Here is a 25957-nt window from a genome sequence, read left to right as displayed (position 1 = left end):
GCCAGTGAGTATTTTCATTGAGCTATAATTCTGTTTCTGCACTTACTGGCTACTGGCTACAAAACGAGCGACACAACCGGTCACCTGAATGTCCACATCAGTGAATCTTGAGCGCAATTCCTGCTCCAGCCCATCCCGATAATCTTTCTGGTTGCTGAAGATCCCTTTTCGGTTGTAAATGCCCATAAGAGCTTTTGCCACCAGAGTATGGGGTATATTAAGAATGGTGGCGCCAAACAGTTTTCCCCCTTTATTCAGCAAGGGCTTAACGTGATCGAACACGACAGCTTTGCTATGAATGCTGCCTGGCAGGCAGTGCAGTAAATAGTTCATGCTGATGGAGTTGAAGGCATTGACCGGCAAGGAGGTAAATGGTTTGAAAACGTTATGCACCAAGGTGATGGGTTGATATCGGTTTAATCGCTGCCCGGCATACTCAAGTGTGTTTACGTTCAGGTCTACCAATGTCAACGATGGATGATCGGTTGGGAACTGGCAGTGATCTGGGAAATAACCGGTGCCAACACCTATATCCAAATGCTGGTCGCTGACGTGCTGGTTAAACCAGTCCAGAAGTAAAGGCGTCGGACACTGCCAGATAAAACGGTTGGAAATGCCCAGTACGGCAACATCATAGATATTGAGAACCCGCTTTGAATAAACGGCCTGAGCTCTGTGAACTTGTTCTTCGGTTATCTTACCGTCTGGTAAAGTCATAGTAGAGTGCTCCACCGAAGGAAAACAGTAGTCGACTTATACCAATCGTGCTTTCTAACTCCCGTGATGAGCATGGAGATTTGAGCCTTAAGACAAGGCGGTGTTTAGCTATGACGACGATCGCCAACGCAGGATTAAGGCTCAAATCTTTAGCGCAATAGGGAGTTAGAAAGTTCGATTGGTATTACTATAGAAGAGATCAGAGCTTGCAACAGCAATGCCCAACAATCTGACTCTGTTCGCATCCGGAAGAATATTTTCATGTACAGGAAGTCAGCCAGCAGCGTCACTGAGACTAAAAAAATAATAACTCTGAGAATCTGACATAATAAGGAAAGAGAAAAAGACCCACTCTGACCAGGAGCCCCCCCTTGAGCTTGAAAACTGTGTTTATCACCGGAGCCACTTCCGGTTTTGGTGAAGCCTGTGCCCGTCGTTTTGCCAGTGAACAAGGCTGGCAGCTGGTAATTACCGGCAGAAGAAAGCAACGTCTGGAAGCACTGGCCAAAGAACTCTCGGCATCCTGCCCTGTTCACTGTCTTGTTTTTGATATTAGAGATGAAGATGCCATTCAGGATGCGCTGAGCAGTCTCCCGGAAGCTTTTTCAGACATTCATACTCTGATCAACAATGCCGGTCTGGCTCTGGGAACCAAACCGGCTGACCAGTGTGATACCCGACAGTGGATCAACATGATCGACACCAACATCAAAGGACTGGTTCTGATCACTCATGCTCTTTTACCGGCCCTGAAGAAAAACAACAGTGGCAGTATCATTAACCTGGGATCGGTTGCCGGAAATTATCCTTATCCCGGTGGCAATGTTTATGGCGGCACCAAAGCATTTGTAAAACAGTTTTCCCTGAATCTTCGTTCTGACCTTCTGGGGAGTGGCATCAGAGTAACCAATATCGAACCCGGAATGGCTGAAACTGAATTTTCAGTCGTGCGTTTCGAGGGTGATCAATCAAAAGCCGATGCAGTGTATAAAGGTATGAAGCCTCTTTCAGCAGAAGATATCGCAGAGAGCATCTACTGGGTCGCATGCAGACCAGCCCATGTCAATATTAATGCCATGGAAATCATGCCCGTTCAGCAGGCTTTTGCAGCTTTTGATGTGGATCGCAATCAGTGATATCTACGTCTGGAGCCTGCTCTCAGCAGGCTCCTGCTTTGAACACACGTTCGAAAAAAATTATTGAAGCAGTTTATACACAGAATTTTGTAATCTAATAAACAACAAATAACGTATAAATACTGCTTTCAAAAGGCCCAATATATTCAAAAGACTCTCGTCTGATTATTTTTCAACCAATGCATAAACGCCTTGAAATTTCAGGCACCTCATGAGTTATCCACAAGTAATTCAGTGTGTTAATCAGTTATTTTGTTGAAAACACACCTCAACCCTTTCTACCATTAAGTGCCAGCCACACACCGACCCCAGCGAATGGGTGCATTTCTCCCAGCCAACCGGACTCAAAAAGTTGACCGCAAGGGAGTATTTCTGACTATTGGATACATTGACATCCTCCCACAGCTAAAGAGGGGGTCGCAAAACTCTCTACAGCGTGGGAACGAGTTGACTCCCGTCATTCCCGGCTTCATTCTCGTCATTCCCGCGAAGGCGGGAATCCACACTGACTCACCACCAGAACCATACTGCCCGGTGCCCCCCTGGCCTTGTCATCCCCGAGAAGGCAGAGATCCACCGTTGGCGCTGGATTCCCGCCTTCGCGGGAATGACGACCTCAGAGCATGGGAACGAGCTGTTGGAGTTTTGCGACACCCTCTAAAGAGGGTGTTGCAAAACCCTGGTTCCCATACTTTCAGGCCCTGTGGACCCCAGCGTGGAAACCCATACCTGTCTCACGCTTTAGAGTCCGCTTTTCAGGGGGAGGTAGGCATTCCCACGCAGAGCGCGGGAACGAGTTGTGGGTAGAATGAGAAGCGCTAACAACTGAATGTCCACTGAAGCTGACAGTCAACCCGACAAAAAAGCAAGGTGATGAAAGCCACTGAAGCCGCGTTTATGATTTTTAACTTCACAGGAAAGAAGGCACAGCGATGTAGCTTGGGGAGAGCTGGAGAAAGACCAGCTCTTACCCGACTATACTATTCTCCGGCTTTTGTACTTGAGACTCCGGATATGAACAAAATAATGGTATTCCCTTTATTTATATTGCTGTTCTCATGCAAAACATATTCTGAATCTTGTTTGTTTTGTGACATGGAGCTTCAACAAATGGCAACTGCAGAAGCGCAATGTTTATGCTCAAATTGTACTAACGCAATTCAAGATCGAATGCAGCATTTAAGAAATTTATGTAATGCTTATATCCTGTGCAATTTGCCAGAAGATGAAGAAGAGCAATATGATTCCACAATGGCAAGAATTCGTAAAAGTCTGAGCAATATATTTTCTAAACCTGCAGTTATAGAACTTTTACAAAATGCTATGTTTGCCAATTTTTTTAGAAATCTTTTACAAATGCCAATAGGTGAACTCAAATGTTATCTATCTCAACCTGCAACACTTGAGTTATTACGTGATCCCAGGATAGCGGAACTTCTATTGCACCCTGCCTTAAGAACATTACTGTATCTTTCAGGTATAGACACTCTTAAAATGACAACTCAATGTACAAAAGACGGTTGCCTTGTAGAGCATAGCCCTTTGTTAAAAGACTGACCGACAGGGCAGTCCTTTGGAACCATCTGTTATGTGGCGATTAGCAGGGAAGTCTGGACAGGATGAGCTTTAAGGCTTCTTTGATTTCTGCATTGTCGGCTTTCAAATCTGCATTGTCGGCTTTCAGTGCAGCAATCTCTTTGCCTTGCTGGTCAAAACGTTTGTCTATCCGAGCAAACCCCTGATGCATTTCAGCACGGGTTTTACTGGCGTAGCTGATAATCCCCGTCAGGGTGTCTCGGATATGGTCAAGCTCTGTTTCGGGCGGTTGTTCAACGTTCAAGCTCATGCTGTATTCCTGACAAATGAATGAGAGGATCAGCATAGCAGACTTGGAGAGATAGCACAGAGACACCTGACACGGGAATATAATAAAGCACAGGCTGCATAATATCATTAACAACCGTACCAAGTAAGATACTATCATGGCAGGGAAGCTATTCCCGGAGAAATCGCAAAGGTCGACCACGACCTCCCTATCGCCAAATCTTAAAAGCCGGAGTGGATAAAAAAACAGTAAAAAATATCAAAGAAAAATCATTTTTTCTGAATCCAGACACTGAAGTCCAGCGTATTCTTCACTGGATTAATAGAGAGCGGCCACTGAACGGCCACGTTTTACCCTGACAATGTTTTTTCAGGCCAAGTTTCGCCAATGTCGAGATAGACTGATGCTTTTTTGCACTGTTCAGTCTTTGACGAAAATCGACTTTTTAAGGGCTGCCTGAATTTATCGGGATATACATGAAGATACGATCACTTAATCAGCATTCTCAGATAAGCTGCACTGCAACAGCTTCAAAGAACAGCAGGCAGAACGCTCTGCTGGTGCTATTCAGCTTATGTCTGGTATTGCTTCTTTCATTGCTCAATCGACCTGCCCATGCTCTTTCAACTGAATGGTTAGTCAACCCTCAGCAGCCTGAGGCCAGGGTCAGGCTGCACTTTTCTGGTGAAGCAGACCCGACCACTCGTCAACTTTATGCGGCACTGGAAGTCCAATTATCAGGTGACTGGAAGACTTACTGGCGATCACCCGGTGAGGCCGGTATTCCACCTGAAATCGACTGGCGTATAAAGCAGCCACAAGGCAGCAGTAATATAGAAACGGTTGAGTGGCTCTGGCCTGCTCCAGAGCGCATAGAAATGCTGGGACTGCATACCCTTGGCTATAAAAATGGTACGGTTTTTCCTCTTCTGATTCAGGTTAAAGATCTGAATCAGCCTGTCTCCATCAATGCCAGACTGCGGTTGTCTTCCTGCACCACGGTATGCGTCCTGACAGATTACGAGATTCAACTGGATTTCACACCCTCTGATCTGAAAACAGACCCGCAAGCGTCATTCCTGATTGATAAAGCTCTTTCACGGGTTCCGACGACTATGCCGGACACAGGGCTGAGCGTGGAATCTGTTGTATGGAACAAGGAAAACAACAAGGTTGTTGCCACTGCCCACTCTGAGACTGGCTGGGAAAAGGCCGTCGACGTCATCATCGATGGCCAGGAAGACATTACCTTCAGCCTGCCGGTATTTACCATTGAGGACAACCAGCTTCAAGCCGTCATGAATGCGTCAAGCTGGCTGGGTGAATACAACCTGTCAGATGAATCTGTGACCGTTACCCTTCTCAATGGAGACAACGGCCTTGAAAAAACGCTGTCCGTCAAGGAAGTCGCTGCCAGTTCACTGCCAGCAGACACCCGTTCAGCAAGCCTGTTAGTGTTACTGGGTCTGGCTCTTCTGGGCGGCCTTATCCTCAACCTGATGCCCTGCGTTCTACCCGTCCTCGGTATGAAGCTTTCTTCCGTACTCCATGCTTCAGGCCAGCAAGCCAGAGTCACCCGCAAGCAGTTTCTGAGTTCTGCGGCGGGCATTGTTTTCTCCTTCTGGTTACTGGCGGCATTCCTCTGGATACTTAAGCTGACCGGCAACAGTATTGGTTGGGGCATCCAGTTTCAAAGCCCCTGGTTTATTGGTTTCATGGTGGCGGTAACTGCCCTTTTTGCTGCTAACCTGATAGGCCTGTTTGAAATCCATCTGCCCTCATTCCTGTCGACCAGGCTGGCTGCAGCCGGTGACAACAGTACAGCAGGCCACTTTGTTCAGGGTATGTTCGCAACGCTTCTGGCTACACCCTGTTCAGCGCCATTTCTGGGAACCGCCGTCGCCTTCGCCCTGTCGACCAACAGCTTCAACCTGTTTGCCATTTTCACGGCTCTGGGCGTAGGTCTTGCCCTTCCGTATCTGCTGATTGCTGCCAGACCCTCTCTTTTGAAGTGGTTGCCAAAACCCGGTCAGTGGATGATAAACCTTCGCCGCTTATTGGCACTGATGCTGCTGGTGACTTCGCTGTGGCTAACCAGCCTGCTTCAGGCATTCCTGCCAGTCTATCTGCTTCTGATGATTGCCCTGATTCCTACTGTACTGGTTCTGCATCGCCTGTTGATCAGCTTGATGCCTCAAGCTGGAAAAAGAATACTGCTACTGCCCTCAGTATTCCTGTCAATGGCGATAGTGCTGTTCGGAGCCTGGTCGACTGGTTTGTTCACTCCGGAACAATCGACATCAGACAATCTGATCTGGACCCCTCTGAATGAGCAGGAAATCGCCAGCTCGGTGGCTGAAGGTAAAGTCGTCTTTGTCGATGTCACGGCTGACTGGTGTATCACTTGCAAAGCCAACAAGATAAGGGTCATCGACAGAGATCCAACCAACAGTCTCCTGCAAAAAGACTCTATTGTAACTATGAAAGGAGACTGGACCCGACCTTCAGAAGAAATTAATGCCTACCTTCAGAAGAATGGGCGATTTGGTGTGCCTTTCAATATCGTCTACGGTCCAGCTGCTCCTGAAGGAATACCACTGCCGGTTCTTCTCGACCATGACAGCGTTACAGCGGCTATCGAGAAGGCATCATCCAGGTAAACCCGGGAAATCAGCCTGAAAAGCTTCTCATAGAATCATGATGGAATGCTTTTTCGCTGTTTACCGCCCGACCTGAGCCCTGAAGTTTAACGAACAGACGGGCTCCATAGCCAGACAGCCTGGCCTATAAGTCTTTGCCATTGCCATTTAATCATGACAAAGTGGCAGTCAAAGCTATTTCGCCCCTGAAGTGAATCTCACTCCCATGAGCTTCAGCAACAACTCAGGGAAACAAATACTGACTCACAGATGAGCACGATGAAAAAAACTCTTATTCTCGCCACTACCCTATTGATGGGCTCGCTCAACATTCAGGCACAGTCTCTGGATGATCAGCAGAAGCAGGAAGTCAGAGAACTGGTTCGTAAAACACTGGTAGAAAACCCGGACATCCTGGTTGAAGCTATGAACGAACTGAGAAAGCGAGAAATCGCCGCCCAGCAAAATGCCGAAAAGCAGATGCTGGAAGCCCGTCAAAAGCAGCTGTTCGAAAACCCTGAGAACCCCATTATGGGTAACCCTGAAGCCAGTGTGACTATTGCCTACTTTGGTGATTACAACTGTGGCTTCTGCAAGCGCCAGGATCCTATCCTGAAGAAAATTGTTGAAGAGAACCCTGATGTAAAAATTGTTATCAAGGAACTCCCTGTACTTGGCCCGGAATCTCGTGAAGCTGCGGAAATGGCTCTGGCTACCTTCAAGCTGGACAAGGATAAGTACCTGTCTGTTAACCAGCGCCTGATGTCCAGGCCCGGCAGACACACCAGCAACTCCATTAAAGCCGCACTGATAGCAGAGGGAGTAGACTCCGATAAACTGAAAGTGGATGAGTCTGTAACCCGGCAACTTGAAGAGAACCTGCGTCTGGCACAGGAGCTTGGCATTCGCGGAACACCGGCACTGGTATTCCCCAATGAAGTATTGAGAGGCTACACCGAAGAGGGCGTACTGAAAGAAAAAATCAAGCAGCGTCTCTGAATTGCAATACCATTAAAAAAAAAACCGGAATCATCCGGTTTTTTTTTTGACTTTCTGGCTATCTCTCAGGCCAGGCAATAATACCAATCGAACTTTCTAACGCCCTATTGCGCTGATGAGTATTAAAGCTCAGCCACAATACAGTCTTTACGTTCTTTTCCTGTTTTTGACAGATATTCAGTAAACTCCGATGGAATACGACCCATGGTAGCGCCTTCCCAGTTAACCACAGAGCCATCTTCTTTTTCATATTGAAATTGATAGCGCTGTCTTGGCTTTCCTTTTCTGGCTTTCTCTACAACAGCAGAAACCATCAGATCTTCAATGGTCAGACCTTTCTCCTGCATCTGACCAAGAATGCTTTCAACAGCTTCTCTTTTGCGACCTTGTTGTTCCTTCTGTTCATTGTGCTCACGCACTTTTTCTTCATGGATCGCTTCTACACGTCTGATAACGTTTTCTATATCTTCAACATGCATACCCTGAAACAGTTTACGCAACTGTACTTTTGATTTCAGGATATTCAGGGACTCTTCAAAAATGTTCATTATAAAACCAGGATGGGCAATATTTGGAAAGCGTCAAAAGTACCATTGCACTGACTAACTGTAAACAGTGTCGTACATAAATTATTATGCAAAACTAAATAACTACTAACGAATCAAGAAAAAAACAACCATTTCATTTTCAATAGCCAATCATACGAGCAGTTCAATTAAGTCATAAGTCTGGCTACCTTCGTTTTTATTAATAACCAGTGGCATAGCCTCATTGCGAGCCTATGCCATGCTTCATAAAAAGAGCACTGCGATTATTATCAAGCTGTTTCCAGCTTCTTCAGTTCCTGTGCACGGAGATCTTTCCTTAAAACCTTGCCTACGGGGGTCATCGGAAGCTCTACTCTGAACTCCACCTGTCTGGGCACTTTGTAAGCTGTCATATTTTTACGACAATAGTCCTTCAACTCCTGCTCGGTAATACTGTCATCCTGAGGAATAACAAACAGTTTTACTGCCTCTCCTGTTTTCTCATCAGGTACTCCGATCACCGCACAGTTTTGCACTTTTTCATGCCTGGCCACAACATCCTCAATCTCATTGGGATAGACATTAAAGCCGGATACCAGCACCATATCTTTCAGACGGTCTACGATACGTATATAGCCGTCTTCACCAATGATGGCTACATCACCCGTACGGAACCAGCCTTCGTTGTCCAGCACTTCGGCAGTCGCTTCGGGGCGCTGCCAATAACCTGCCATGACCTGAGGGCCTTTTGCACAGAGTTCGCCGCGTTCACCGAATGGTAACTCGTTGCCTTCATCATCAATGACTTTCAGAGCGGTACCCGGTAAGGCAATACCCACTGTGCCATCCTGAACAAAGTCACCCGCAGGGTTGGCGGTCAAAATAGGAGAGGTTTCGGACAAACCATAGCCTTCACCAATTCGGCAGCCAGTCAGTTCGAGCCAGCGATCTGCTGTCGCCTGCTGAAGTGCTGTCCCCCCCGAATTGGTCACTCTCAGGTCAGAGAAGTCAATATTCTTGAACTCGGGGTGGTTCATCAAGCCGACAAAAAGAGTGTTGAGGCCAATAAATGCATTGATACGCCAGGGCTTGATGGTTTTGATGAAGGTATCAATATCCCTGGGGTTAGCAATCAGGATACTGTGCCCTCCCAGAGAGAAGTATGACAACAAGTGAACCGAGAAGGCATAGATGTGATAAAGAGGCAGTGGCGCTACCACAGTATCACCTTCAGGATTGCAAACCGGACTGCCATCAGCATTTACCTGTCTTCTCAATTCAACTGTCTGGAGAACGTTGCCGACCAGATTGGCATGAGTCAACATGGCACCCTTGGCGACGCCGGTAGTCCCCCCGGTGTACTGCAGAGCAGCCAGATCTTCTCTTTGTGCTGGCTTAGGTGGCTTATAGGTTCCCTTGCTACCCAGTGCAAGGGCCTTCCTGAAAGGTACGGCTGTTGGAAGGCTGTAAGACGGCACCATTTTCTTGACGTGCTTGACGGCAAAGTTGATTAAGGAGCGTTTTGGCCAGGGCAACAGATCCGCCAGATCAGTCACAATCAGGTGCTCAACACCGGTCCCCGATAAGACTTCTTCGACCAGATGTCCAACGATATTGACGCAAACCAGCGCTTTCACACCTGCGTCATTGAACTGATGTTTAATCTCTCTGGCAGTATAGAGAGGATTCGTATTAACAATGACCAAACCCGCTTTGATGGCACCAAAGGCCACCACTGGATACTGCAAAATGTTAGGCATTTGCAGAGCAATGCGATCACCGGGTTGCAATCCGGTGTGCTGCTGAAGGTAGGCTGCAAACTGATCGCTCAGGCGATCCACCTCATTAAAGCTGAGTGTCAACCCCAGCCCAGTGAAGGCGGGCTTGTCTCCATGTCTATCGACAGCATCTGCAATCACTTCCCCAAGATTAGAGAAGGCTCCGAGGTCAATTTGATCAGAAATACCGGGTGCGCGTTTGCCATCCCAAAAAGCTACTTCCATGGAGAGCTCCTCGTCTTATTGTTGTGAATGTCGTCCGGGCTGCCACCGGTTACATATACATACAGATTATTCAAACCTTAATCGGGTGCGCATTATACTCGCTTCCCCGTCAGTCTTGAATTATTTTTGTAAGATTTTGTTAATTCGTGGAAAGTTTTCAGCATCAGAAAACGGCTATTTTTATCGGGTAAAGTTAGGATATCAGCAGGCTTCAGAGGTAGTGCTCCCCCATGAAAAGTGGACGTAAAGTCACACAGGGGTTTCTATTTACTGCCCGTTAAGCCCGGATATTTGCAGGCAGAGTTAAGAATCTCTGGACTTTCGGAAGATGCACAGGTCTGTCTGCTAATTTAACACTGACATATTGTCAGAGAATAATTATGCAATTTGTCTTAATCGGATTCCTGTTGTTATTCCATCTGCACCAGACCTGCGATGCTAATCGCCAGGTCTACCAGAGCACCTGGTGGATTGACGAGTTATATTCCCACGCCGAGAATAAGAGCATGTCTGTAAAGTTAAACTCGCAAATGTATTTTGTTTGTCCCAATGCTGCCACCGTGGTAAAGATGCGTACTGACGTCAGACAAGCCCCCACCCTGTATGAAAATATATGGTTGACGGATAACGAGACCTACTATGAGAATTGTGAGATACCGGATAACCCCTCAGATCAAACAGATGTCCATTTTTGTCGCGATCCACATCGCCTGGGCTATCTGAGTATACTGTTTCTTGAGCATGCTGCCGGAAAAGACGACAGAACATTTAAAGGCGGGCAACATTACTACATTATGTCCACGTCAACCGGTTATAAGAGCTCACTTGGGAATAAAAAAGACGGACATTGTCGAACACATAACATGCGCCTCAAGGTTTATATCTGTAAACATTATAATGAAACGGACCCCAGCTGCAGTTATCCGGACCCTCAGTTAAACTGGTATAATGCAACGGGTGCTTTTCTTTCTGCACCTATAAAGACACTTTTAACAAATCCTTTAACGACGACGGTTCCTACAAATGCCGCTGTCAACGGTACCGCAATAATTAACACAACCGTTAATGCAACGGTCCCTGTCACTATGATTAACAACGACACCGCAATAGTTGTGACAACCGCCACTGGAACGGCTCCCGTCACTATGGCCAACAACGAGACAGCAATCGTTCTGGCAACCACTTCCGGAACGGCTCCTGTCACTATGACCGACAACGATACAACAATCGTTATGACAACCACTTCCGGAACGACTCACGTCACTATGGCCGACAACGAGACAGCAATCGTTGTGACAACCGCTTTCGCAACGGCTCCCGTCACTATGGCCGACAACAATACAGCAATCGTTATGACAACCGCTTCCGCATCGGCTCCCGTCACTATGGCCGACAACAATACAGCAATCGCTATGACAACCACTTCCGCAACGGCTCCCGTCACTATGACCGACAACAGTACAGCAATCGTTATGACAACCACTTCTGCAACGGCTCCCGTCACTATGGCCGACAACGTGACAGCAATAGTTATGACAACCGCTTCCGGAACAGCTCCCGTCAATACCACTGACAAAAGTACCGCAATAGTTATGACAACCGCATCCGGAACAGCTCCCGTCACTATGGCCGACAACGTGACAGCAATAGTTATGACAACCGCTTCCGGAACAGCTCCCGTCAATACCACTGACAAAAGTACCGCAATAGTTATGACAACCGCATCCGGAACAGCTCACGTCACTATGGCCGACAATGAGACAGCAATAGTTATGACAACCGCATCCGGAACAGCTCCCGTCACTATGGCCGACAATGAGACAGCAATAGTTATGACAACCGCTTCCGGAACAGCTCCCGTCACTACCACTGACAGGAGTATCGCAATAGTTATGACAACCGCTTATGGAACAGCTCCCGTCACTGGCACTGACAAGAGTACTGCAATAGTTATGACAACCGCTTCGGGAACGGCCTCTGTCACTAGGACTGTCAACAATACTCAAACTGATACCGAAACGACTCCAACCAGATATGAACATTCACTGGCACAGCCCGTTCGGTTGGTTTGGATGATGGGCGACAACCAGACCCGAACTGCAAATATCTTTGAAGAAGAGCATTATCCGGTGATTGCACAGTGCAAAGTGCCCAACACCAGGATCAATCTGCTGAACGACAAAGGAACCATTATCAATAGCTGGCTGTGTCAGAAAGTCGGTGAGCGCCTGACGATACTTAAACCCAAATACCGGTATGGCGACGTTTATCTATTTGAGGCATCTCCCGAATATCGCCGTATACGGGCACCGAAATCGAAGCTGTCTGTCAATGTGGTTAGCTCCAGAGATTATCATACTAATAACGCAGACACCTTTTATAACCCACAGGTATTGCCGCTTTTGATCTCTGTGTATCTTATTAGTGCAAGCGCACTCTGACAGGGTTAAGAACCAGATGATTAAAGCGGATTAGCAAGAGCCAGACAAAACTTCTTTGTTTCAACGCGTGATGAGTAAACTCTATGAATGTCTTTTTATTGTCTTATTTACTGAAAATCTGCAGACTTGTCTGCTATTTCTTAATCTGAATTTGTACTAGAGAGCAATTATGCAACTGGTCTTATTCGGGTTCATCTTGTTGTTATGTCTGTTTCAGACATCTGATGCCCGTGATACCTACACAAGCGCTCTATGGGTGGAAGATTTATATTCACACGTGGAGAACAAAACCGTAGGTGTACGGATAAACGGAGCAATAGGCTTTATTTGTCCCAATCTTCCCACTGTGGTAAAGCAACGCAGCTTCGATAAACAAGTCTCAGATATGAATGAAAATCTATGGTTAGTAAGAAACGAAACCTTCTACGAAAACTGTGAAATACCGGAAAATAGCTCAAGCAGGGTTTTCCATTTTGTTTGCAACGATGCCAATCAACTGTCTTTTGTAAATCTACTGTTTCTTGAATACTCTGCCGGTAAAGACGATATGACTTTTGAAGGGGGGAAATATTACTATGTATTCTCCACATCAGATGGCACCCTGAGCTCAATTAACAACAGAAAAGGCGGACATTGTCTGACACACAACATGCGCGTCAAGATTTATGTCTGTAAAAGGAGTAGCGACCCTCATCCGCTGTGCAAAAACATAGACCCTAAGTTAAACATTATTCCTCCAAGTGATCCTTCTAAGAACTCTCATTCCATATACAGTTTTATAAATCCTGTAATTCCCGCTGTTCCTGCCATTATTACTAATGCCAATAACGATGCCAATACCAAAACTCCTATGAAAGTGACTACTGAAGCGCACATTACAAAGGCTACTGAAGCAGTTACGACAGAGGCTAACAAAGCAGTTCCCACCGGGGAGGATGATTCACTGGAAGAGCCCGTTGAGTTAATATGGGAGATCAGCCACAACCAGACCCAAACAACAACCATCTCTAAAGAAGAGCATTACCCGGTGGTTGCATTGTGTAAAGAACCCAACATAAAGATCAGCCTGCTAAATGATAAAAACAGAATTCTCGATAGCTGGTTATGTAAGAAAACAGATCAGCGTCTGACGATACTTAAACGCGAAAACCGCAATGCTGAGTTTTATTTATTTGAAGCATCACCCGATTACAGCCTTACACCGCTATGGAAATCGAAACTGTCTGTTAATGTGCGTAGTATCAGGCATCAAACAATCAATAACGCAAACACTCTCTATGACTCATCGGCATTAGCGCTTCTGATTTCAATGTATCTTATCGCTGCAAACAGATTCTGAAAGGGTCAAGAACCTTCCCATGGATTTTTCTGAAACTGTGCGGATATATCTGCTACTTTTATCCTGACTAGTTATTGGGAAAAAAGTATGCGAGTTATCTTATTTGGTTTTCTGTTGTTATTACATCTGTTTCAGACCTGCAATGCTAGTGATATCTACCAGAGCCTCTGGTGGTGGGACGAATTATTTTCCCATGCTGAGAACAAGAGCATAACAGTAAACTTAAACTCAAAGATATATTTTATTTGCCCCAATTCCCCCACCGTGATAAGGCCGCGCGGCCACGATAGACAAACCTCAACCATGTATGAAAATATATGGTTAACGGACAACGAAACCTACTATGAGAACTGTGAGATACCTGAAGATCATCCCACGACTGAAAAGGATTTCTTTATTTGCAACGATCCCACGCGGCTGGTTTTCCTGAATTTACTGTTTCTTGAACATTCGGCAGGACGAAACGACAGAACCTTTAAAGACGGAAAACATTATTATTTGTTGTCCACATCAACCGGGGCTGAGTCATCAATTAACAACAGAAAAGGCGGACATTGTCTAACCCATAACATGCGCCTCAAGATTTATGTCTGTAAAAAAAAGCTTATCAATGAAACAAATCCCGAATGCAGAGGTAGTACAGATCCTCAGCCAAACTTTTACAGTCCAACGGAGGCTTTTGTTTATGCTCCTTTTAAAGATCCTTTAACAAACCCTTTAACTAATCCTGTAACAACGACTTTACCCGTCATTACTAACGACACTGATTCCGATATTGACGATGAGACTGAAACAGTGGTCACAAAAACCACTGATACGGCTCCTGTCATTATGACTGATACAGAAACTGTGATAGCAAAGGCCACAACAACGACCACTGCCGGCTATGATGATTATTCACTGTCACAGCGCTTTCAGTTAATTTGGAAAATTGGCTATAACCAAACCCGAACTGCACAGCTCTTTGAAGAAAAGAGTTACCCTGTGGCTGCACTCTGTAAAGAGCCCAACATCAGGATCAGCCTGGTGAACAATAAAGGAGCGATTCTTGATAGCTGGTTATGTCAGAAGGTCGGCGAGCGTCTGACGATACTTAAACCCGAATACTACAATGGCGACGTTTATCTATTTGAGGCATCACCCGAATATAGCCATACTCGGGTGTGGAAGTCGAAACTGTCTGTCAATGTGGCTAGCTTCAGGCATCACATGATCAATAAAGAAAACCCTCTCTACCACTCACCAACATTGGCGCTTTTGATCTCAATGTACTTTATTGTGGCGAACGCATTCTGACCAGATAAAGGTGTGCATATAGGGCTACTATTTTTATTCTAACTTTATATTAGAGAAATATAATGCAAGTTTTCTTATTTTCGCTCCTGTTGTTATTCCATCTATTGCAGACATCTGAGGCTCGTGAGATGTACACAACTGTACTGTGGGAATATGATTTATATTCCCACGCTGAGAACAAAACCATAGGAGTAAGGCTAAACTCGCAGATAAAGTTTCTTTGCCCCAACCTTCCCACTGTAGCAAGGGCACGCGGCCACGATAGGCAAACCTCAGACATGAAAGAAAATATATGGCTCACGGACAACGAGACCTACTATGAGAACTGTGAGATTCCGGAAGATTGTCCCATTAGTCGGCAAGATATATTTATTTGCGACGACCCCATTCGACTGGTTCACCTTAATTTACTGTTCCTTCCAGATGCTGCCGAAATGAATGACAAAACCTTTGGAGGTGGGAAATATTACTATCTATTCTCCACTTCAAATGGCCGTGCGAGTTCACTCTATAACAGAAAAGGTGGGCATTGTCTGACACACAACATGCGCATCAAGATTTATGTCTGTAAAGCAAGGGGTGATACCAGCCCGCTCTGCAAAAAAACAAACCCTCAGTTAAACTGGCTTCCAGGAACTTACCCTTTTACTCCTGCTCCTGTAACAAACCGTGTAAAAGCTCATTTAACAAACCCTTTAACAACAACTGCTCCTGCCATTACTGATCATACCGATACTGGAAACAATACCGAGACGGTTATGACTAATACGACTGAAAAAGTGGCTGCTGTTATTACTGACATCTATACCGATACGGTGACGACAAAGGCCACTGAAACGGTACCCACTAACTATGATGACACACAGGCAGATTCCGTTCAGTTAATGTGGGAAGTGGGCTTTAACCAGACCCAAACTGAAACTCTCTTTGAAGAAGAGAATTACCCGGTGGTTGCACTGTGTAAAGAACCTGACACCAAAATAAGCCTTCTGAACAATCAAGGAAGAATTGTCGATAGCTGGTTATGTCAGAAAGTCGGTGATCGACTGACGATACTGAAACCCGAATACCGCAATGGCGATGTTTATCGATTTGAAGCATCACCCGAGTACAGTCTTAGCCGGGTATGGAAATCAAAACTGTCTATCAATGTGGGTAGCTTTAATTATGAATATCTCAGTAAAGCAAACGCGCTCTTTAACTTACCAACATTTGCGCTTTTGGTGTCAATGTATCTTATTACTGCAAACGTATTCTGACAAAGACCAGGCACCCTCGCAAATTCTTGAAAAACATCAGAGAAATGGTGAAAAAACAGGCCATACAGAAACTTCTGCGATGTAATAAGCGATATATGAGCTACGGATGCCTTTTTTTAATGAACATGTGCAGAGTTATCTACTAGTTTTATTCTGACTTCCTATTAGAGAAAATTTATGCAATTTGTCTTATTTGGATTCCTGTTGTTATTCCATCTGTTTCAGACCTGCGAGGCTCTTGATACCTACCAGAGCGCCTGGTGGTGGGACGTATTATATTCCCACGCAGAGAACAAGAGCATATCGGTACATTTAGACTCACAGCTGTATATCATTTGTCCCAATTTACCCACCGTCATAAGGAGACGCGGTCACGACAGACAAACCACAACCATGTATGAAAATATGTGGCTAACGGACAACGTCACTGCCTATGAGAACTGCGAGATTCCGGAAAATCCCTCGAAAGTATCTGATCACTTTATTTGCGACAGTCCTACCCAGCTGGTTTTCCTGGGGTTACTGTTTCTTGATTTTGCTGCCGGTGTGAACGACAGAACCTTTGATGGAGGGAAAGAGTATTACTTGCTTTCCACATCAACTGGAGCCCAGTCGTCAGTTCATAACAAAAAGGGCGGACATTGCCTGACACATAACATGCGCCTGAAGATTTATATCTGTAAGAAAAACAATATCAATGAAACAAATCCCGACTGCAATGAGCCGGACCCTCAGTTAAACTGGTACAGTCCAACGGGTGTTTTTACTTATGCTCCCTTTAAAAATCCTTTAAGACGGCCTTTAACCACTCTTTCAACGCCCCCTCTAACCCATCCTTTAACGATCGGTGCCCCCGACATTATTAATGACACAGATTCGTATACAGACAACGAAGCTGAAACAATAATGACAAACGCCACAGGAACCCTTCCTACCATTCTTACTGACATCGGTAATGATACAAAAGCAGCTATAAAAACTACCGAAAAGGTTCCTGACCGGTATGACGAATCACCTGCACAGCCCTTCCAGTTAATCTGGGTGATTGGCTATAACCAGACCCGAACCGCACAAATCTTTGCAGAAGAGCATTATCCGGTGGTGGCTCTGTGCAAAGAGCCCAATACCAGAATCAGTCTGCTGAAGGGTGATGGAACCATTGTCGACAGCTGGCTATGTCAGAAAATCGGTGAGCGTCTGACAATACTTAAACCTGAATACCGAAATGGCGACGTTTATCTATTTGAGGCAAGGCCCCAGTTTAGTCGTGTACGGGTATGGAAATCAAAACTGTCTGTCAATGTAGGTAGTTTCAGGCATCACATTGTCAATAACGTAAACCCTCTCCACCACTCACCAACACTGGCGCTTTTGATCTCAATGTATTTTATTGCGGCAAGCACATTCTGACGGCATGAAGATGTAAATATTGAGCTACTACTTTTATTCTGACCCAGTATTAGAGAAACATTATGCAAGTTTTCTTATTTGGTTTCCTGTTGTTATTCCATCTGTTTCAGGCCTGTGATGCTCGTGATATCTACACAAGCGTTTTGTGGGAACATGTTTTATATTCGCACGCTGAGAACAAAACCATAGCAGTAAGCTTAAATTCACAGTTATATTTTATTTGCCCTAATCTTCCCACTGTGGCAAGGCAACGCAACTACGACAGACAAACCTCACAGATGAATGAAAATATATGGTTAACGGACAACGAGACCGCCTATGAGAATTGCGAGATGCCGAAGGTTCTTACCAAAACTAATCACGATTTCTTTAGTTGCGACAATCCCAATCGTCTAACCTTTCTTAGTCTGCTGTTTCTTGAACATGCGGCAGGAAGTAACGACAGAACCTTTGAAGGGGGGAAATATTACTATGTATTCTCCACATCAAATGGCTATGCGAGTACACTCAAAAACAAAAAAGGCGGACATTGTGAGACACATAATATGCGCATCAAGATTTATGTCTGCAAGAAACATAATATCAATGAAACAAATCCCGACTGCGAAAATCCGAACCCTCAGTTAAACTGGCTTCCTGCATCTTACCCTTTTACACCCGTTCCTTTAACAGACCTTGTAAAAACGCCTTTAATCAACTCTTTAGCAACATCGGTTCCTGCCATTACTACTGATACCAACTCCAATACTCACAAGGATACCAAAACGGTTATGACAAATGCGACTGAGGGAGTTCCTGTCATTGTTACTGATGCTTATATCAATATTGACCCTGATACCGAAACAATGATCACAAAGACTACTGAAACCACTCCCACCGGGTATGATGAATCACTGGCAGCGCCGGTGCATTTTATGTGGGAAATCGGCTATAACCAGACTCTGACTGTACAAGCCTTTGAAGACAGGAATTACCCGGTGGTTGCACTGTGTAAAGAACCCAACACTAAAATCAGTCTGCTGAACAATAAAGGAACCATTGTCGATAGCTGGTTATGTCAGAAAGTCGGTGATCGTCTGACGATACTGAAACCCGAATACCGAAATGGCGACGTTTATCAATTTGAGGCATCACCCGAGTACAGTCTTGGGCGGGTATGGAAATCAAAACTGTCTATCAATGTGGGTAGCTTTAAGTATGAATACATCAGTAAAGCAAGCCCACTTTATGACTTACCGGCATTGACGCTTTTGATGTTGATACATTTTATTGGTTTAAGCGCATTCTGACAGAGTGAGAAATTTCTGCGGATCAAAGCCTGGTTTCGACCGAAAGGACTTCAGCATAGTTGGAAGCGATGTTTTGCTTTTCTTTCAGCAGAGCCTCCTTCTGAGTTCGAGTCATTTTTTTAATAGCGGCCTCCCGTCTGCTTGCGGTTGAACGGTTATGACCTGCTTCCACATACATCAGGGCAGCAGGTTTTTTACCGTTAAAAAATCGGGCGCCGCCTTTCTTTTCGCCTGCGTGTTCTTTCCAGCGCCGCTCAACATTGGTAGTAATGCCGGTATACAGACTGTTGTTGCTTGCCAGAATGATATAAACGAACCAGTTCATGAAACCTGCACAAAAAAAGATAAACAACAGCAGTTTACTGCACTGGGCAGGTAAGCACTATAAAACAAAACGAAAGTTCTATTTAAAAAATATCATTGTGATATTAAGTTTTTTTGGGCTTTCGACTTGCTAAATCAAAAATCTGAACTGGAATTAACAGTTGATAACCTCCCACAGGAACATCTTTGAACAGAGTTTGTGGGACTTAATAAAGCGGCTTTTGTTTTTTGATACCGGTGAGTCTAACCATCGTTTTGCCAGTTACCTGTAAAAATGATGCTCACTGAAGTGAGAGCAAAGCTGTTCGATCATTCAGCCGTGAACCCAATTGCCGGCCAAAGGAATGTTTGCCGAAGCTCTTGGCCGCCCGAACAACCTCTTGTTCGGGACAAATGGCTATAACGAATAAATTCGGGAGTACTTCCTATGCTGGGCTTTCTCAGTCCTCCTGCTCATCAAGAGCGGATTGCGTCCACAGAAGTTGATGAAACTTATAAAAAACTTCGTATACAGGTTTTGTTAGGCATCATTGTTGGCTATGCCGCTTATTACCTGATTCGTAAAAATTTCTCTCTGGCCATGCCCGACCTGATTGAGCAGGGCTTTACCAAGTCCGAACTGGGTCTGGCTCTCTCAGCGGTCTCTTTTGCCTACGGTTTCAGCAAGTTTCTTATGGGCAACCTCTCTGATCGCAGTGACGCCCGGAAATTCATGAGTATTGGCCTGATTCTCTCGGCCCTGACCATGATATTCATGGGAACCGTTCCTTTTGCCACCACCACAGTCACTTCCATGTTTGCCCTACTGTTTCTCAATGGCTGGTTTCAGGGGATGGGCTATCCGGCTGGCAGCAGAGTCATGACACACTGGTTCTCTGTAAAAGAAAGGGGAGTTAAATGGGCTTACTGGAACACTTCTCATAACCTGGGAGCCGGTCTGGTGGGTCCTATGGCTATTTTTGCGGTCTATCTGTTTGGTGACTGGCAATCACAGCTCTGGTTCCATGGAGTCGTAGCGCTCGTCCTGGCCGGTATCACCTGGACGTTATTAAGAGATACTCCCCAGTCCTGTGGCCTGCCCAGTATCGAAGCCTGGACTGGCGACAAGCTTAAATCCTATGACGAGCACCACCATGAGCAGGAGATGTCGGCCAAAGATATCTTTTTCAAATATGTATTCAACAACAAATTGCTCTGGTATCTCTCGCTGGCTAATGTCTTCGTTTATCTGGTTCGTTACGGAGTACTGGATTGGGCGCCAACCTACCTGAAAGAAGTGAAAGGTTTCTCAATGGCTCAAAGTGGCCTGGCCTATTTTCTCTATGAGTTTGCCGGCATTCCCGGCATCCTGCTCTGTGGCTGGGCCAGTGACCGCTTCTTCCGAGGCTGTCGCGCTCCTGTCAGTATGTGGATGATGGCACTGGTCTGTGTTGCTATTGTCATATACTGGCAGAACCCGGCCGGACACCCGATGATTGATAACCTCTGCCTGATATTTGTGGGCTTCCTGATCTATGGACCCGTGGTGCTGGTAGGTCTCCAGGCCGCTGATTCAGCCCCCAAGAAGGCAACCGGAACCGCCACTGGCCTGACCGGCCTGTTTGGTTATCTCGGTGGCGCTCTGTTTGCCAACCTGGCTATGGGGGTCATTGTTGATGCGATGGGCTGGAGTGGTGGCTTTATGCTGATTCTGGCTGCCTGCGCCATGGCGATTCTGTTTTTGGCAATGACTCTGAAGCAGGAAAAAGAAGACAAAGCCGAACTCTTCAGTCAATACAAATGACATAACTTCCTCCCGGCAGTCGTTACTGCCGGGTAACGGGAGCCTTTTAGACTTAAGGCAATTGCGCGACTAATCAGCCTTTACCCAAACCGAAGTTCTGCCCAACAATGAAAAGCCCAGATACCCCCTAAGCTCAAGTTTTTGCCCCCCGTCAATCAACTTCATACTGCCGCTGTATACTCTGCCTGACTTCGGATCAAGAACATTTCCGTTGTCGTATTCAGAACCCTCTTTTTTCATTCCCCAGAGAAAAGTCATCCCCTCTATCTTCTGGTTCTTTTTGTCGCCTTTGCATTTTTCACAGACCGCATCTCTGGAAGCAGGATCAAGGATCTCCACAATCTTACCTTTCAGCTGATCACCTTCTTGCCAGATAGTCACCAGAGATTCCTTTTTATTGGTTTCTTCATTAACGGTGTACCACTCACCCACGTATCCGTTGGCAAAAGACAGAACCGGGATAAGCAGGGCAGAAGCTGCCAGAAGTGCTTTTCGTAACATGGGGAGTTCCTACATTTCCTGTTGACGAAACGATAGTAATCGGATCAATGGTGATGTACTCCCACCACTAAGCCGCTGAAGCGGCTATAGTGGGGGCTTCTTGCGACCCGTGCTGAGAACTCTCAACACCTCTCGCTGAAGCACCTGCGCTGACAGGTATTGCTACAGGGGTACTCTTTACACAATCGCTGCATCCCAGCGAATCAGCTAAACGGGGACGCCTAGTCCAATATCACGAATATTGCGGGCGGCGTTTATATCTCTGTCGTTGACAGATTGACAATTTGGGCACTGCCATTCCCGCACTGACAAAGGCATGGCTTCCATTTTATGACCGCAGCCATTACACAGTTTGGAACTCGGCTGGAACCTTCCTATACGAATCAGGTTCTTGCCATTCCAACGACACTTGTAGTCCAGTGTCGTCAGAAACATTCCCCAGCCTGCGTCTTGTATTGCTCTGGCGAGTTTACGGTTTTTCACCATGCCTTTGATATTGAGGTCTTCTACAGCAAATGTGGTTGCGTGGCTTTTGTCAGCCAGATTCGCTGTTTTCTGGTGTATGAAGTCGTAGCGGCGACTGGCTACCTGTTCATGAATTATAGCGACTTTGCGCTTTTGTTTTGCTCTATTGGTCGATCCCTTTTTCTTTCTGGCGAACTTCTTTTGCTCTATGCTGAGCCTGACCAGTGAATCCTTCAGAATGCGTGGGTTTTCAGTCTTGTTTCCTTCACTATCAATGAGGAATTCAGTCAGACCGACATCAAGACCAACGGTGTTTTTTCGCTCAATGGTGACTGGAACCGGATCGAAAAAGCTATCATCAACCAAAACGCTGGCAAAGTATTTGCCGGACGGTGAACGCTTGACAGTAACGGTTTTGACCTTGCCAGAGAACGGGCGATGAAGTTTTGCTTTTATTCCCTTCAGCTTTGGCAGGTTCATAACCGATGCTTCAAAATCAACCGTTACATGCTGGGGGCATTGGAAAGACTGCCAGCCGGAATATTTTGATTTGAATTTTGGAAACCTGGCTCGACCCTGAAAAAAATTGGTGAACGCAGTATCCAGGTTGGCAAGAGAGGCTAACAGACTTTGACTGTTGACGTCCGTCAACCATTCTTTGTCGTCTTTCTTGCTGGCAACCAGACGATCCTGAAGTTGACGCTTTGACAGGCTCTTTCCGGTTTCTTTGTAATGTTTGTCTTTTTCAGACAATGCCCAGTTATAGACATGACGAGAGCAACCGAAGTGCTTTGCGATAAACACCTTCTGTTCGGCGTTGGGGTAGATTCTGTACTTGAATGCTCTCATGGGAATACAATAGTGGTAAATGCAACTTAGTGTCAAGCTATGAAGTCTCATTATCACTGTGTATATAAGCTGAAATATCATTTAGTGTTAGTCACAAAATATAGACGAAGGTGTTTTACTGCCCCAATGCTGGACAGGCTTGAGGAAATCTGTCGTGACTTATGCGGCAAATGGGAGATAGAACTCGATGAGTTTGGTGGCGAGGCTGATCACGTTCACCTTATGCTGGATATGCACCCCAACATTATGCCGAGCAAGTTCATCAACAATTTGAAAACTGTTACAAGCAGGCTCATAAGGAAGGAATTTTCAGAACACCTGAAAAATTACTATTGGAAGCCTGTTCTATGGACAAGAGCCTATTGCCTGATAACTGCCGGTGGCGCACCACTGGAAGTGCTAAAGGAATATATCCAGAATCAGGAAAGACCTGAGAAATGACAGCCCTCTACTGTGGTCCGGCATTCCGGCTGTTTGCTACCTGGGCGGCCCCATCCATCTCCATCCAAACGGCAAAGCTACGCAATGCCGCTATGGATGGAGAATTCCGCAAGGTTCGTTAAAGAACCAGCTAAAAACATCTGGCTCATTAAGACTCCAGATTCTCAAAAACTGATCAGGAATCCAGGGCTGGCAGCCAGCCGGAAACAATACCTGCCTGGGCAAGGATCACGGCCAGCCCAATCAAACACATGATGACCAGCAACGGACTGCCTCCGGCAACCTGATAGGGCTCTTCAAGATGCTCCTTTCGCACTTCCCAGACCAGCATGACGGGAAGAAAGACCGCCAGAATCACCAAAGCTACTGCGGCATAACCCAGAGTCGTCACAAAGCCTCCCGGAAAAAAAACCGCCACCAGCAACGGCAGCCCCAGAGTCAGACAGACAGTTTGAATACGACCGATGATGGTATCAGGCCTCTTGCTGACTTCAGCCAGATAATCAAAGAGACCAATGGCTACCCCCAGAAACGAAGTACCCAGCGCACAGGCTGTAAAAGCACTGATAAGATGATTGAAGCCGGAATAGTAGCTGAATTCCCCAATTCTGTTGATAAGCTGGTCCACAGCATCCGGACTGCCCTGCAGGTTGTTGATCTGACTGGATGACAAAGTGCCGTTGGTGGCAAACTGCCAGAGTGAATAGACCAGAAGGGGTACGATACTGCCCAGCACCAGTGCCAGGCGAAAATCTCCAGGCTTGCCTTTCACATATCGCACGACTGTTGGTACTGCACAATGATATCCGAATGAGGTGTAAAGTACTGGCAAAGCAGCTAAGAGCATACCGGGTTGACCGACCTCATGGGTGAGATTTTTGGCTTCAGCTTCTGGCAACAAAAGTACCATGATGAACATCATTAACATCATCATCAGAAAGAACATTGCTCGATTGGCGTAGTCCACCACCACCGTCCCGACAACCACCATTACGGCAATAATCACTGCCACTAACGTAGCTGACTGAGAAAAACTGAGAGCCAACCCCATTTTTTGAGTGATGGCGACGGCTTGCCCTGCGCCGGCTGTGATATAGGCTGAACAGAGTGAGTAATACAGAAACAGCATGGCCAGAATAGCGACAGCCTGACCGGGTTTTCCCAGCAGCCGTCCCACGACACCATGAAGATTATCAGCCTCTGGCACGGCACGGCAGGCCTCGGCTATTAGCAAACCTCCATAGCAGGCAAGTGAGGCCATTAACATCATCAGCAGAATTCCTGACCAGATACCCGTAGCAGCAGAAACCAGAGGCAAGGCAAGCATGCCTGCTCCAATTGATGTACCTGCTACCAGCAGGGTGCTTCCCAGTGTTTGACTGTTCATGTGTTAATTCATCGTTTCCTTTCCAGACACCAAGGATAGACAAGAATTAACAAGAATTTATAGAGTGATCTTTCTCTCTTTTTCTGTTACGAAGCTTTTGATAAGCTCCTTCGACTCATTTCCCAAAAAACAATTCGCCATGCCTCACTGCATTATCGAGTACTCTTCAGACGTTGAGCAGAAATGCTCAATCAGAGAACTGGTTTCAGCTGTTCATCAAAGTACTCTGGAATCAGGTCTGTTTAAAGCAGAAGACATCAAGTCCAGGGCTATCCCATATGAACACTTTCAAACAGCCCAGCCTGAACAATCCTTTGTTCACATTACAGCCAGGATTATGAAAGGTCGCACCTCAGAGCAGAAGAAAAGTCTGAGCCAAAAAGTGCTCAACGCTGCTGATCAGATCATCCCGTGGGTGAATATACTGTCAGTTGAAATTCTTGACATTGATACGGACTGCTATTCAAAGCGGATGGTTCAGAACCAACCGGCATGAACAGCAAGCCTGCGGGCTTAATCCGTTTTACAGCTCGCGACTACATCCATAAATGCCAGCGAACCACCAAAAATGTCCAGGGCGCTGCCTATGGTAATGTGCACCTGACCGTTACCGGCTTTTCTGACTGCTTCAATGTCTTCCAAAGTGGCAATGCCCCCCGCATAGGTCACAGGAACAGGTGAATATTGAGCCAGCAGGGAAACCAGTTCCAGGTCAGGCCCGGCCATCAAACCTTCAACCGATGCAGCATGAACAAGAAACTCATCACAATAATGAGCCAGCCTCTTCAGTGTCTCAGCATTGATTCGGGTATCGGTAAACCTCTGCCAACGATCCGTCACAATAAAATAGTCATCATCTTTTTTCTTACAGGAAAGATCCAGCACCAGACGCTCACGGCCTATTGCAGCCAGTAACTTGTCCAGATTATCAAAATTTATCTGGCCATCTTTGAAAACGTAGGAGGTCACGATGACATGTGAGGCCCCCATATCCAGATACTGAACAGCATTATCTGCTGTAATACCGCCGCCAATCTGAAGACCTCCGGGCCATCTTGACAGGGCAGAAGCGGCGGCATCCTCATTACCGGGTCCCAGTTTTATGACATGACCACCCGCTAATTTTTTCTGCCGATAAAGATTTGCAAAATCAGCCGCAGAGCGATCACTTTCAAAATTCACCAGCGCCGAATTATCACCATCACGCAGAGAGCTTCCCACTATCTGTTTTACCTTACCTTCGTGCAGGTCAATACAGGGACGAAACTGCATAATGGAAGCTCCTTCATGTGCTTAACAGTGAAATGAAAGCGCTAAACCTATCACA

23 protein-coding genes are annotated in these 25957 nt (G+C 46.0%); 14 read left to right on the top strand and 9 right to left on the bottom strand.

All coding sequences use genetic code 11. From position 1 onward, the window contains the following. Positions 1–42: 42 nt before the first annotated feature. Entirely contained in the window at positions 43–717 is a 675-nt protein-coding gene (locus tag P6910_RS05155) for a class I SAM-dependent methyltransferase (protein WP_317145214.1), read from the bottom strand. Positions 718–1094: 377 nt separating this feature from the next. Between P6910_RS05155 and P6910_RS05150 the strand changes: the two genes are divergently transcribed. The 3 genes from P6910_RS05150 to P6910_RS05140 all read left to right on the top strand — a co-directional run bounded on the left by P6910_RS05150 (position 1095) and on the right by P6910_RS05140 (position 3410). Then, the gene (locus P6910_RS05150; RefSeq protein ID WP_317146508.1) at positions 1095–1853 is read left to right on the top strand and encodes an SDR family oxidoreductase; all 759 of its coding nucleotides are present in this window, start codon (positions 1095–1097) and stop codon (positions 1851–1853) included. Between the two features lie 315 nt (positions 1854–2168). Continuing rightward, positions 2169–2660: a hypothetical protein gene (locus P6910_RS05145; protein ID WP_317145213.1), complete on the top strand. Its 492-nt coding sequence runs from the start codon at positions 2169–2171 to the stop codon at positions 2658–2660. A 66-nt stretch (positions 2661–2726) separates the two neighbouring features. After that, positions 2727–3410, top strand: coding sequence for a hypothetical protein (locus tag P6910_RS05140; protein ID WP_317145212.1), 684 nt, complete (start codon positions 2727–2729; stop codon positions 3408–3410). A 40-nt stretch (positions 3411–3450) separates the two neighbouring features. On the opposite strand, the gene P6910_RS05135 is transcribed toward P6910_RS05140, so the two are convergent. Then, positions 3451–3699, bottom strand: a complete 249-nt coding sequence (locus P6910_RS05135; protein WP_317145211.1) for a hypothetical protein — start codon at positions 3697–3699, stop codon at positions 3451–3453. A gap of 575 nt (positions 3700–4274) precedes the next feature. On the opposite strand from P6910_RS05135, the gene P6910_RS05130 reads away from it, so the two are divergent. Both P6910_RS05130 and P6910_RS05125 read left to right on the top strand, forming a co-directional pair. Beyond that, complete coding sequence (locus P6910_RS05130) at positions 4275–6338, top strand: protein-disulfide reductase DsbD family protein (RefSeq protein ID WP_317145210.1); 2064 nt, start codon at positions 4275–4277, stop codon at positions 6336–6338. A 258-nt stretch (positions 6339–6596) separates the two neighbouring features. Next, on the top strand, positions 6597–7316 hold the full coding sequence (locus P6910_RS05125; RefSeq protein WP_317145209.1) for a DsbA family protein: 720 nt from the start codon (positions 6597–6599) through the stop codon (positions 7314–7316). Positions 7317–7438: 122 nt separating this feature from the next. Here P6910_RS05125 and P6910_RS05120 read toward each other — a convergent pair whose 3' ends face one another. Together P6910_RS05120 and P6910_RS05115 are read right to left on the bottom strand one after the other, a co-directional pair. Next, complete coding sequence (locus P6910_RS05120; protein ID WP_317145208.1) at positions 7439–7864, bottom strand: H-NS family nucleoid-associated regulatory protein; 426 nt, start codon at positions 7862–7864, stop codon at positions 7439–7441. A 269-nt stretch (positions 7865–8133) separates the two neighbouring features. Then, positions 8134–9846: an AMP-binding protein gene (locus tag P6910_RS05115; protein ID WP_317145207.1), complete on the bottom strand. Its 1713-nt coding sequence runs from the start codon at positions 9844–9846 to the stop codon at positions 8134–8136. A gap of 380 nt (positions 9847–10226) precedes the next feature. Here P6910_RS05115 and P6910_RS05110 point away from each other — a divergent pair, with 380 nt between their 5' ends. From P6910_RS05110 to P6910_RS05085, 6 genes are all read left to right on the top strand, one after another. Next, positions 10227–12287, top strand: coding sequence for a hypothetical protein (locus tag P6910_RS05110; RefSeq protein WP_317145206.1), 2061 nt, complete (start codon positions 10227–10229; stop codon positions 12285–12287). A gap of 169 nt (positions 12288–12456) precedes the next feature. Beyond that, complete coding sequence (locus P6910_RS05105; RefSeq protein ID WP_317145205.1) at positions 12457–13626, top strand: hypothetical protein; 1170 nt, start codon at positions 12457–12459, stop codon at positions 13624–13626. A 303-nt stretch (positions 13627–13929) separates the two neighbouring features. Continuing rightward, complete coding sequence (locus P6910_RS05100; RefSeq protein ID WP_317145204.1) at positions 13930–14922, top strand: hypothetical protein; 993 nt, start codon at positions 13930–13932, stop codon at positions 14920–14922. Positions 14923–14984: 62 nt separating this feature from the next. Continuing rightward, the gene (locus P6910_RS05095; protein ID WP_317145203.1) at positions 14985–16181 is read left to right on the top strand and encodes a hypothetical protein; all 1197 of its coding nucleotides are present in this window, start codon (positions 14985–14987) and stop codon (positions 16179–16181) included. A 393-nt stretch (positions 16182–16574) separates the two neighbouring features. Next, positions 16575–17591 carry a hypothetical protein gene (locus P6910_RS05090; RefSeq protein ID WP_317145202.1) on the top strand — a complete coding sequence of 339 codons (1017 nt, stop codon included), beginning with the start codon at positions 16575–16577 and terminating at the stop codon, positions 17589–17591. Positions 17592–17653: 62 nt separating this feature from the next. Continuing rightward, positions 17654–18880 carry a hypothetical protein gene (locus P6910_RS05085; RefSeq protein ID WP_317145201.1) on the top strand — a complete coding sequence of 409 codons (1227 nt, stop codon included), beginning with the start codon at positions 17654–17656 and terminating at the stop codon, positions 18878–18880. 22 nt (positions 18881–18902) lie between these two features. On the opposite strand, the gene P6910_RS05080 is transcribed toward P6910_RS05085, so the two are convergent. Beyond that, complete coding sequence (locus P6910_RS05080; RefSeq protein WP_317145200.1) at positions 18903–19205, bottom strand: GIY-YIG nuclease family protein; 303 nt, start codon at positions 19203–19205, stop codon at positions 18903–18905. Between the two features lie 426 nt (positions 19206–19631). Between P6910_RS05080 and pgtP the strand changes: the two genes are divergently transcribed. Then, positions 19632–20987, top strand: coding sequence for a phosphoglycerate transporter protein PgtP (gene pgtP, locus P6910_RS05075; protein WP_317145199.1), 1356 nt, complete (start codon positions 19632–19634; stop codon positions 20985–20987). 69 nt (positions 20988–21056) lie between these two features. Here pgtP and P6910_RS05070 read toward each other — a convergent pair whose 3' ends face one another. Continuing rightward, positions 21057–21488, bottom strand: coding sequence for a DUF2147 domain-containing protein (locus P6910_RS05070; protein ID WP_317145198.1), 432 nt, complete (start codon positions 21486–21488; stop codon positions 21057–21059). Between the two features lie 207 nt (positions 21489–21695). After that, positions 21696–22838: an RNA-guided endonuclease TnpB family protein gene (locus tag P6910_RS05065; RefSeq protein WP_317145197.1), complete on the bottom strand. Its 1143-nt coding sequence runs from the start codon at positions 22836–22838 to the stop codon at positions 21696–21698. A 3-nt stretch (positions 22839–22841) separates the two neighbouring features. Between P6910_RS05065 and tnpA the strand changes: the two genes are divergently transcribed. Next, positions 22842–23243 carry an IS200/IS605 family transposase gene (gene tnpA / locus P6910_RS05060; protein ID WP_317145196.1) on the top strand — a complete coding sequence of 134 codons (402 nt, stop codon included), beginning with the start codon at positions 22842–22844 and terminating at the stop codon, positions 23241–23243. Positions 23244–23418: 175 nt separating this feature from the next. On the opposite strand, the gene P6910_RS05055 is transcribed toward tnpA, so the two are convergent. After that, on the bottom strand, positions 23419–24630 hold the full coding sequence (locus tag P6910_RS05055; RefSeq protein WP_317145195.1) for an aromatic amino acid transport family protein: 1212 nt from the start codon (positions 24628–24630) through the stop codon (positions 23419–23421). A 139-nt stretch (positions 24631–24769) separates the two neighbouring features. Between P6910_RS05055 and P6910_RS05050 the strand changes: the two genes are divergently transcribed. Beyond that, the gene (locus P6910_RS05050; RefSeq protein ID WP_317145194.1) at positions 24770–25126 is read left to right on the top strand and encodes a 5-carboxymethyl-2-hydroxymuconate Delta-isomerase; all 357 of its coding nucleotides are present in this window, start codon (positions 24770–24772) and stop codon (positions 25124–25126) included. A 17-nt stretch (positions 25127–25143) separates the two neighbouring features. Here P6910_RS05050 and hisA read toward each other — a convergent pair whose 3' ends face one another. Next, positions 25144–25902: a phosphoribosylformimino-5-aminoimidazole carboxamide ribotide isomerase gene (gene hisA / locus P6910_RS05045; RefSeq protein WP_317145193.1), complete on the bottom strand. Its 759-nt coding sequence runs from the start codon at positions 25900–25902 to the stop codon at positions 25144–25146. Positions 25903–25957 lie beyond the last annotated feature (55 nt).

It is taken from the genome of Endozoicomonas sp. 8E (genome assembly GCF_032883915.1).
Taxonomy (GTDB): Bacteria; Pseudomonadota; Gammaproteobacteria; order Pseudomonadales; family Endozoicomonadaceae; genus Endozoicomonas_A.
The sequence above is the reverse complement of the archived record's forward strand: the minus strand, read 5'-3'. Positions and strand labels throughout refer to the sequence as shown.